This is a genomic window from Arthrobacter sp. NPDC058097, from assembly GCF_042884885.1.
Classification (GTDB): domain Bacteria; phylum Actinomycetota; class Actinomycetes; order Actinomycetales; family Micrococcaceae; genus Arthrobacter.
The window spans coordinates 97,596-106,704 of the sequence record NZ_JBHVSZ010000010.1 but is presented as its reverse complement, the minus strand read 5'-3'; the positions used below and the strand labels follow the sequence as shown (position 1 = coordinate 106,704).

Sequence of the window (9,109 nt, the reverse complement as noted above, 5' to 3'; positions counted from 1 at the left end):
CGCGCCACACTGGTTGTGCCGGCAATTGCAGGCACCAACTCCAGCTCAGGAGGCCACGCCATGTTGAAGGAAGCCAAACCCCACATCACCCGGGTCCGTGCCCTGGACCAGCTGCACCGCGGCGACGAGATCGAGGCCCGCCTGTCGGTTGGCCCCAGCTATGACGACGTCATCATCCGCCGCGGCAGCGTCCAGGAGACAGCCCCGGGCATTGGCGTCGTGTGGATCATGGATCATCACACGGGCATGCGCAAGGCCATCAATACGGACGAATGCAGCGTTTGGCGCGTCGCCTGAGCCGCCTAACCGCCGGCCACGGACTGGATAATCAGCACTTCCTGGCCGGCAGAAACTTCCGTTTCCAGGCCGCGGAGACGCCGGACCTCCTCACCGTTCACGTAAATATTCACGTAGCGGCGGAGCGCACCCGTCTCGTCCCGCAGCCGCCTGGCAAGCACCGGGTAAGTCCCGGTCACGGAATCCAGCAACCAGCCCACAGTCACCGCCCCGTCGGCGGGTGTAGTCAGTATGGACTGCCCGCCGGCGAGCGGCTGGAGGACGCTGGGAAGGACCACACTGATCTCAGCCATTGCACTTGCTCATGCGCCGGTCCCGGCAGCAACCGGGGCCCTGGCCACAACGGCGGCGCGGACGCACAGCACATCCGGCAGGTGGGACGCCACCTCCGCAAAGGTATCGCCTTCGTCTGCGCTGGCATACACCGCGCCCCCGCGCGTCCCGAAGTAGACCCCGGCGGGCTCGGCGGAATCCACGCTGGCCGCGTCGCGGAGGACCGCATTGAATTCTGATTGCGGCAGGCCGGCGTCCAGGCGCTTCCACGTGGAACCGGCATCGTCCGTACGGTGCACCGCAAGCTTTCCCTCCGGCGGGATGCGTTCGCCGTCGGCCTTCAAGGGAACAACCCAGGCCGTGCCTGCACGCCTGGGGTGGGTCAGCATGACGAACCCAAAATCGGCCGGCAGGCCGTCCGCTATCGATTCCCAGTTCTCGGCATTGTCGTCGGTGCGGTACACGCCGTGGTGGTTCTGCGCGTAAAGGCGGCCTTCGACGGCGGCATCCGCCGCTATCTTGTGGACGCACTGGCCGAATTCCGGGTTGGGATCGGGCATGAAGTAGGCGGAGATGCCCTTGTTGCGCGGCTCCCAGGACAGCCCGCCGTCGAGCGAGCGGTACACGCCTCCGGTGCTCATGGCCACATGGACGTTCTCCCCGGAGGGGTTGACCACGATCGAATGGGCTGCCGCGCCGCCATACCCGGCTCCCCACTCACTGCGGTGCGGGTGGTCCCAGAGTCCGCGGTTCAGCTCAAAATGCTCGCCGCCGTCGGTCGATTTCCACACTGAAATCGGCTCCGCGCCGGCCCAGACGACGCCCGGGCGGGATTCGGCGTCGGGATGGATCTGCCAGATCCGTTCCACGGCGGCGTCGGTGCCTTCGGGGAACTTGATGGCGCCCTGCTCGGGCTCGGTCCAGCTGGCGCCAAGATCATCCGAGTGGGCTACGTACGGGCCCCAGTGCTCGGACCGCACCCCCACCATGATGCGCGTGCGGCCGTCCCGCGTGTCGATTCCGATGCTTGGTATCTCGCTCATCAGGAAATGCGGGCCGGAAAAGGACCACTGCTTCCGGTCCCGGCTGGTGGCGAGCCAGAGGCCTTTTTTGGTCCCGATTGCTAGAACGAAACTCTCTGAGGCATTCATGCACCCCATGCAACCACTCGGGCGGAGGGGCTGCAATGGTTTTGACCCCCACGTGTCTGGCTGGATTCGTTGCTCGGGCCGGGCCTAGGACCCGATCCTCGCGCCGTCTTTGGCGGTGCCGGCCTGTGCGGCACGGCGGTTCCGCCACCACCGGCGAAGCAGGTCCGCCGCGGCCAGGATTCCGGCCAGGGGCGTGAGGACGGCAGCGGCGTAGACGAAAAGCAGCCAGGTGAGCGTGGCGATCGGGGGCTGGCTCCGGCTGAGCAGCGACAGGCCGCCGAACAGGCCCGCAACCCAGAAGAGCACCACCAGCGTCAGCACGGCCGCTGCCGGAAAGTACTCGTTCCGCACCACCCTCTTCAAGGTTTCCACCACTGATCCTCCTGTGCCTTGCATCCCCATGAGACCAGTATGCGACGGAGACCCGCTGCCACGGAGGCGGCACGACGAACGTGTGATGAACACAACCGCTGGCTCGCACTGCTGCATTCTGTCAGCCTCGGGGACTACACTGAACTATCGAACATATATTCGAAAAAGGTGTGTTGTGGGCGTGATCATTGACCCCCGCGTGATAGAGGCGGGACTTTCCCTGCGGCTGGTGCTGGTCTCCCCCGTGGCTGTCCCAGCGGGCTTCCCGTCGCCCGCCCAGGATTACTTCGACGGCCGGATCGACCTGAACGAACACCTGATCAAGGACATCACCAGCACCTACATAGTGCGGGTGTCCGGCGACTCGATGGAACAGGCCGGTATCAGCGACGGCGACGAACTGATCGTCAACCGGGCACTGGAACCGCGCGATGGATCCGTGGTGGTGGCAGTGCTGGACGGCGAGCTCACCATCAAGCGCCTGAAGATCACCGCGGCTGGCGTGGTGCTCCAGGCGGCCAACCCCCTATATCCGGACATCATGGTCCCAGCCCTGGCCGACCTCACCATCTGGGGCGTGGCCACCAGGTGCCTGCACCATGTCTGAGACCCGGCAGCAGATAGCCCTGGTGGACGTGAACTGTTTCTACGCCAGCGCCGAGCGGGCCTTCGACCCCTCCCTTGAGGGCAGACCGCTGGTGGTGCTCTCCAACAACGACGGCTGCGCCGTAACCCGCAGCCCGGAGGCGAGGGCCCGGGGGATCAGCACCGGCGAACCGTGGTTCAAGATCGCGCCGCGGGCCAAGGAGTGGGGCCTCGTTGCCCGGTCAAGCAACTATGAACTGTACGGCGACATCAGCGCCCGAGTGATGGAGCTGCTGGGACGCTACTCGGCCTGGCTCGAGGTGTACAGCATCGACGAGGCGTTCCTTGGCATCAAGGGCAGCCCCGAACAGGTGGTGGGTCTTGGCCGGACCATCAGGGCCGCGGTCCAGCGCAACGTCGGGGTGCCTGTGTGCGTCGGCATCGCCGGCACCAAGACGCTGGCCAAACTGGCGAACCGGTGGGCGAAGAACAATCCATCCCTTGAAGGGGTGTGCCGCTGGGAATCAATGGCCCCGGAGGCGCGTGAACTGCTCATGGCCCGGCTGCCGGTCTCGGAGGTCTGGGGCGTGGCGGGACGGCTGGAAAAGCGGCTGAACGCCATGGGGATCTGCTCCATCCTGGAGCTGAGCCGGGCGGATCCGGTGATGGTGCGTGACCGCTTTTCGGTGGTGCTGATGCGCACGGTGCTGGAGCTGCGCGGAACACCGTGCATACCGCTGGAGGAGGAACGCGTGGGACGGGACCAGCTGATCTTCTCGCGCTCGTTTTCCACTCCCCTGACATCGGTCCCCGAGTTTCGCCAGGTCCTGAGCGTCTATGCGCAGCAGGCGAGTGCGCGGCTGGCCCGGCACCGCCTTCAGGCCAAGGTCCTCACAGCGTTCGCCGGCACATCCCATTACAACCCGAAGGACAAGTCGTTTCCCTCGGTGTGCGTTCCGCTGCCCATGCCCACCTCGGACCCGGTACTGCTCACCAGGGCGGCCCACGCCCTGCTTCCAGTGATCCAGGAGGGCGTGAAATACGCGCGGGCCGGCATCATGGTCACCGACCTTCGGCCGTCCGGCAATCAGCAGCCGCTGGAGCCCTTCACCAACCCGCACGAGGAAAGCGGGATCGGGCCGCTGGTTGAGCAGATCAGCCGCAAGTACGGCAGGGGCTCCATCGGGCTCGGGCTCGCGGGCCTGAGGAGCGGTCTGGACTGGAGCATGAAGCGCGGCATGCGTTCGCCGCGCTACACGACCCACTGGGATGAGCTGCCGGTGGTACGCGCGGCATGACCGGCGCGCGGGCCCGCGACGGTCAGCCAGCGGAACCGGTCAGACCAGCGGAACCAGTCAGTCCACAAACTCCGACTGGGTCTCGATGAAATCCCACTCGGCTTCGGTCAGGACCGCCTGCGGGGTGTCCGGGTGCGGGCCGCCAGCCTCGGCAATCCCCTCCATCACGAACGCCGGAACCTCGCCGGCGCGCAGGTTCTCGCGAAGCCACTCCTTGCTTTTCAGGTCCAGCTCCAGCCACCACATGTGAATCTGCATGGGACGCCGCCTTTCTACGTCTCCAAACTAGGCTCACCCGGCGCGGGATTCAAGGGAAAATATCGCCGCCCGTCCATCTGCGCCGACAGCGCCCCGGGGGGCTGGAAACCGGCGCTGAGCTGGGCGAAGGCCCTGTGGAGCTATGGTCTTTCCCGACGCCGCGGGCACACAATTGATTATGGATGCAGAGCACTTCAGCGGTCCGCCTCCGCTCCTTGTGGGCACGGTTCCCGGCCAGCATCCGGAGGTCCTCAAGACCGCCGTCACTCTGGCACACAAGCTGTCCGCCCCGTTGCTCTTCGCCTACGTGGATGAGGCAAGCTACCTGGTTGAGTGGGATCCCGCGCGATCCGCACACCGCCTCTCCCTGCACCCCGACAGGGACGACGACGACGTCCGCTCCCTCACCGCCGAACTGAAGTCGGCCATCACTTCGGCCGTCCAGGACGGCGGGCCGGCATGGACCCTGCGCACATTAGCCGGGGACCCAGCCCGCGCGCTCGGCAGACTGGCCTCGGAGGTTAACGCTCCCATGATCATTGTGGGAACGCCGGAGCGCGGCTTCGGACACCGCATTACGGAACTCCTGAACGGCTCGGTGGCCGCCTGGCTTACCCACCACCAGAGCCGGCCCGTGCTGGTGGTCCCGTTCCGGATGGCGGCGCATGAGGACCGGCCTGAATAGGCGGGTCACACGCCTGCCAGAAGCGCGCGGAAAAGTAAAGTCAAAGTACTTATTCAAGGTGGTGGCCAACGTGGCTACCGGCAAGTAAGCTGAACCAGGCAGGCTGAATCAAGAGCCCGCCCCAAAGACTGCTCCGGAGTGCGTATCCCCCAATAACGCGCTCCGGAGCTTTTTGTTGCCCGAAAACTCCGGGGTGCTAGGAACCCCTCATTGAGATCATTAGTCTCTTCGCCATCCAGCCAGTTAGCTTTCCACTTCCGTGACCTCACGCACCTTCCTTGACGGATACCCCCTAGGGGTATAACTTGAGGGCATGGAGACTTCCGGAGAACGGACGCCGGCGGCGTCCAACGAAGAAGCGATTGCAGACTCCGCGCAGCACGGCTACACGGGGGACAAAGACGCGTACCTGCGCCGGCTCCGGCGGATTGAGGGGCAGGTCCGGGGAATCGCGCGGATGGTCGAGGAGGACAAGTACTGCATCGACATCCTGACGCAGGTCGCTGCGGTGACCAAGGCGCTGCACGCCGTCAGCCTGGGCCTCGTGGAAGAACACATCGGCCACTGCGTTGTCGGGGCGGCCTCCGAACCTGATCCTGATCTCCGGGCCGAAGCCATCGACGTTAAGGTCAAGGAGGCGGCGGGCGCCATCGGGCGCCTGCTGCGCTAGCGGCACAACCACCACCCACCAAGCTGGCCAACCCAGTCAGCGCAGCAACGAGGAGCCAGCAATGAGCACGATCTCCACCAAAGTCCACGTTTCCGGCATGACCTGCGGGCACTGCGTGTCCGCAGTCAGCGAGGAGCTCGAGGCGCTGGACGGCGTCGAGGACATCGATATCGACCTCAATGCCGGCGGCATTACCACCGTCACCATCACCTCCACGCAGAAGCTCTCGCCGTCCGAAATCGGCGAGGCAGTGGCCGAGGCGGGCTACCTGGTGGTGGCCAACGAGGCCTAACCCCGGCCTCCCATCCGCACCAGGCACCACCAGAGCACGAAGCACCAGAGGGCACGAAGCACCACCACAGAAGGACCAGCCATGGGCACCGAACACCTTTCCGCAGGCAACCCCCGCAGGGTGATCGAACTGGACGTTGCGGGCATGACCTGCGCCTCCTGCGTGAACCGCGTGGAAAAGAAACTCGCCAAGCTCGAAGGCGTCGAGGCCACGGTCAACCTCCCCCTCGAAACCGCCCACGTAACAGCCCCGGCCACCATCACGGACCAACAGATCACAGACCAAGTAGCCTCGGCCGGCTACAAGGCAACGGTCAGACCGGTCACCAAGAAGGACCCGGCGGAGCAGGCCGGGATGGAGGCCGACGCAGCGCACCACGAAGACCACATGGCCCACGGCAGCAAGGCCTCCGAACTGAAGCCGCGCCTGCTCGTCGCGGCGGTCCTGACGGTGCCGGTGTTCCTGATCTCGATGTTCCCGGCGTTCCAGTTCCCCGACTGGGGCTGGGTGGCCGGCGCCCTTGCGCTGCCCGTGGTCAGCTGGGCGGCGTGGCCGTTCCACAGGGCGGCCGCCATCAACGCCCGCCACTTCGCCTCCACCATGGACACCCTGGTATCGCTCGGCGTGATCGCGGCCTATCTGTTCTCCGCCTGGCAGCTCCTCGCCTTCCCCCGCCTGACCGAACACCCCGGCATGGAAGAGATGGGCGGCGCTGGTTCGGGGGGCCTGTACTTCGAGGTGGCCAGCGTGGTCACCACATTCCTTCTGCTGGGCCGGTTCCTGGAGGCGAACGCCAAGTCGAAGGCCGGCGACGCGCTCAGGGCCCTCCTTGATCTCGCCGCCAAGGACGCCTCCATCCTGCAGGACGGCACCGAAGTGAAGATCCCGGCGAGCCGGCTGGCGGTCGGGGACGTGATCGTGGTCCGTCCCGGCGAGAAGATCGCCACCGACGGCGTGGTGATGGACGGCGTCTCGGCAGTGGACGCCTCACTGGTCACGGGCGAATCGGTTCCCGTGGATGTCGGGCCGGGCAGCCTTGTCACCGGTGCCACCATCAATACGTCCGGCCGGATGCTGGTCCGGGCCACGCGTGTCGGCGCCGAAACCACCCTGGCCCAGATGGGCCGCCTCGTTTCGCAGGCACAGACCGGCAAGGCGCCAATTGCCCGGCTAGCCGACCGCATCAGCGCGGTCTTCGTGCCCGTGGTCCTGGCCATCGCCGTCCTCACCTTCGCGGGCTGGCTGCTTGCCGCCGGGCCGGACATCACAGGCCCCGAACTCCGCGCGGCCTTCACCGCCGCAGTTGCCGTGCTGGTCATCGCCTGCCCCTGCGCCCTTGGCCTGGCCACACCCGTGGGCCTCCTGACCGGAACGGGCCGCGGCGCACAACTCGGCATCCTCATCAAGGGCCCGCAGGTCCTCGAGGACACCCGCACGGTGGACACCATCCTGCTGGACAAGACCGGAACCGTCACCAGCGGGCAGCTGTCCGTGGACGCCGTGGCGGCATTTGCGCCGTTCAGCGGGCCGGACGTCCTGCGCTTGGCCGGAGCGGTGGAGTCGGCGTCGGAGCATCCGATCGCCTTAGCGATCGCTGCCGCCGCAAAATCCGCCGTACCCGCCACGGGCCAGCGGTCGTACGCCAGCCACAACGTCACTGACACGAACGACGGCGCCGGCCTCCCCGCCGTCGTCGCCTTCCGTTCCGCCCCTGGCGGCGGAGTGGTGGGAACCGTTGAAGGCCAGCTCGTCGCTGCCGGCCGCAGCGGCTGGCTGCTGGAGAACGGAGTCGAGACCAGGCCGGAGCAGGACCAGGTGCTCCGGAACGCCGAGGAGTCCGGCGCCACCGCCATCTGGGTGGCCGTGGACGGCGAGGCGGCCGGCATCATCGAACTGCGGGACACGGTCAAGGAGGGATCGAAGGCGGCTGTCGCCCGCCTCAAGGCCCTGGGACTGCGGCCCATGCTGCTCACGGGTGACAACGCCGCGGTCGCTGCCCAGGTGGCTGCCGCCGTCGGAATCGCCGCGGACGATGTTTTCGCCGGAGTCCTCCCCGAGGGCAAGGTCGAAGCCGTCCGCCGGCTGCAGGCTGCCGGCGCGACGGTGGCCATGGCGGGCGACGGCGTGAACGACGCCGCAGCCCTGGCGCAGGCCGACCTCGGCATCGCGATGGGTTCCGGCACGGACGTGGCGATCGAGGCTGCCGACCTGACCGTGATGGGCAACGACCTCGGACAGGTGGCCACCGCGATCGAGCTGTCCAGGCGCACGCTGGCCACCATCAAGACCAACCTGTTCTGGGCCTTCTTCTACAACGCGGTGGGCATTCCGGTGGCTGCCCTCGGACTGCTCAATCCCATGGTGGCCGGCGTGGCCATGGCGGCGAGTTCGGTGCTGGTGGTGGCCAACTCACTCAGGCTGCGGCGCTTCGGGAGGTAAGCACCCCGGGCGGGGGCCAGACCCTAGGCCGTCCCGAAGCGGACAGCCGCCCGGGCCTTCGCCTTGGCAGCTTCCTCGTCGCGGTCCTTTGCGGGAGCGTGCGTCACCAGGGATTCGAGCAGGTGCTGGGTCACGTGCGCTATCTCGTGCACGGCGCGCTCGAACACCTCCTCATTGGCTTTGGAGGGCTTGGTGCTGCCGCTGATTTTTCGCACGTACTGCAGCGCCGCGGCGTGGATCTCCTCGGACGTGGCGTGCGGTTCGTAGTTGTGGAGGGTACGGATATTCCGGCACATACCCCCATGCTAGGCTCTGGAGCGCCGAGGATCGACCCTTCCGGGCCCGCTTCAGGCGGAGCGTGTGACCATGGGCAGGACTCCATGGGGAGCGCTGCCCATCGACACTCTTTCGGACCGGAGGATAGGTTTTAGGCAATGGATCTTCCGGACGAGCCGGAGGCCGCTGGGGATGCCGACTGGATCGGATCCGTTGATTAAAGGAGAAATGTAATGGCTATTTGGGGTGCAGACATTGCGCAGCTGAAGAACTTGGGCACCAAGCTTCAGGCTGGTTCGAATGAAATCGAGAAGCAGAAGTCCCTGCTGACCAAGGTGCTCGAGGGCACCGACTGGAAGGGCCCGGACGCCGACAAGTTCCGCAGCGAGTGGCACGGCCAGCACGCCGCAGCCCTTGCCAAGGTGGCGCAGGCACTGGACGAGGCCGGCAAGCAGGCCAGCCGCAACGCTTCCCAGCAGGAGGAAGCCTCCCGCTAACCCGGGAACGCACCGG

Annotated in this window: 13 protein-coding genes; 8 read left to right on the top strand and 5 right to left on the bottom strand. The window is 66.5% G+C overall.

Features of this window, described 5'->3' with window-relative positions; all coding sequences use genetic code 11:
• Positions 1-60: 60 nt before the first annotated feature.
• Positions 61-297 (top strand): hypothetical protein, encoded by a 237-nt coding sequence (locus ACFVTE_RS17590; RefSeq protein WP_306920070.1) that lies wholly within the window; start codon positions 61-63, stop codon positions 295-297.
• Positions 298-302: 5 nt separating this feature from the next.
• On the opposite strand, the gene ACFVTE_RS17585 is transcribed toward ACFVTE_RS17590, so the two are convergent.
• The 3 genes from ACFVTE_RS17585 to ACFVTE_RS17575 form a co-directional block, all read right to left on the bottom strand.
• Positions 303-590 (bottom strand): MoaD/ThiS family protein, encoded by a 288-nt coding sequence (locus ACFVTE_RS17585; protein WP_387102536.1) that lies wholly within the window; start codon positions 588-590, stop codon positions 303-305.
• 9 nt (positions 591-599) lie between these two features.
• Positions 600-1,730 (bottom strand): WD40/YVTN/BNR-like repeat-containing protein, encoded by a 1,131-nt coding sequence (locus ACFVTE_RS17580; protein ID WP_387102534.1) that lies wholly within the window; start codon positions 1,728-1,730, stop codon positions 600-602.
• 75 nt (positions 1,731-1,805) lie between these two features.
• The gene (locus ACFVTE_RS17575) at positions 1,806-2,093 is read right to left on the bottom strand and encodes a hypothetical protein (protein ID WP_387102532.1); all 288 of its coding nucleotides are present in this window, start codon (positions 2,091-2,093) and stop codon (positions 1,806-1,808) included.
• A 175-nt stretch (positions 2,094-2,268) separates the two neighbouring features.
• Between ACFVTE_RS17575 and ACFVTE_RS17570 the strand changes: the two genes are divergently transcribed.
• Positions 2,269-2,700 carry a LexA family protein gene (locus ACFVTE_RS17570; protein ID WP_387102531.1) on the top strand — a complete coding sequence of 144 codons (432 nt, stop codon included), beginning with the start codon at positions 2,269-2,271 and terminating at the stop codon, positions 2,698-2,700.
• Complete coding sequence (locus ACFVTE_RS17565; RefSeq protein WP_387102529.1) at positions 2,693-3,976, top strand: Y-family DNA polymerase; 1,284 nt, start codon at positions 2,693-2,695, stop codon at positions 3,974-3,976. The genes ACFVTE_RS17570 and ACFVTE_RS17565 overlap by 8 nt, the downstream gene beginning before the upstream one ends.
• A gap of 57 nt (positions 3,977-4,033) precedes the next feature.
• On the opposite strand, the gene ACFVTE_RS17560 is transcribed toward ACFVTE_RS17565, so the two are convergent.
• Positions 4,034-4,234: a hypothetical protein gene (locus tag ACFVTE_RS17560; protein WP_387102527.1), complete on the bottom strand. Its 201-nt coding sequence runs from the start codon at positions 4,232-4,234 to the stop codon at positions 4,034-4,036.
• A 178-nt stretch (positions 4,235-4,412) separates the two neighbouring features.
• Here ACFVTE_RS17560 and ACFVTE_RS17555 point away from each other — a divergent pair, with 178 nt between their 5' ends.
• The 4 genes from ACFVTE_RS17555 (at position 4,413) to ACFVTE_RS17540 (ending at position 8,320) form a co-directional block, all read left to right on the top strand.
• A complete protein-coding gene (locus ACFVTE_RS17555; RefSeq protein ID WP_387102525.1) occupies positions 4,413-4,919 on the top strand; it encodes a universal stress protein in 507 nt (168 codons plus the stop codon).
• A 313-nt stretch (positions 4,920-5,232) separates the two neighbouring features.
• Positions 5,233-5,589: a metal-sensitive transcriptional regulator gene (locus ACFVTE_RS17550; protein WP_387102523.1), complete on the top strand. Its 357-nt coding sequence runs from the start codon at positions 5,233-5,235 to the stop codon at positions 5,587-5,589.
• Between the two features lie 61 nt (positions 5,590-5,650).
• Complete coding sequence (locus ACFVTE_RS17545; protein ID WP_387102521.1) at positions 5,651-5,881, top strand: heavy-metal-associated domain-containing protein; 231 nt, start codon at positions 5,651-5,653, stop codon at positions 5,879-5,881.
• Between the two features lie 81 nt (positions 5,882-5,962).
• Complete coding sequence (locus ACFVTE_RS17540) at positions 5,963-8,320, top strand: heavy metal translocating P-type ATPase (RefSeq protein WP_387102519.1); 2,358 nt, start codon at positions 5,963-5,965, stop codon at positions 8,318-8,320.
• Between the two features lie 23 nt (positions 8,321-8,343).
• Here ACFVTE_RS17540 and ACFVTE_RS17535 read toward each other — a convergent pair whose 3' ends face one another.
• Positions 8,344-8,616 carry a DUF2277 domain-containing protein gene (locus ACFVTE_RS17535; RefSeq protein WP_387102517.1) on the bottom strand — a complete coding sequence of 91 codons (273 nt, stop codon included), beginning with the start codon at positions 8,614-8,616 and terminating at the stop codon, positions 8,344-8,346.
• 213 nt (positions 8,617-8,829) lie between these two features.
• Between ACFVTE_RS17535 and ACFVTE_RS17530 the strand changes: the two genes are divergently transcribed.
• The gene (locus tag ACFVTE_RS17530) at positions 8,830-9,093 is read left to right on the top strand and encodes a hypothetical protein (protein ID WP_307098374.1); all 264 of its coding nucleotides are present in this window, start codon (positions 8,830-8,832) and stop codon (positions 9,091-9,093) included.
• Positions 9,094-9,109 lie beyond the last annotated feature (16 nt).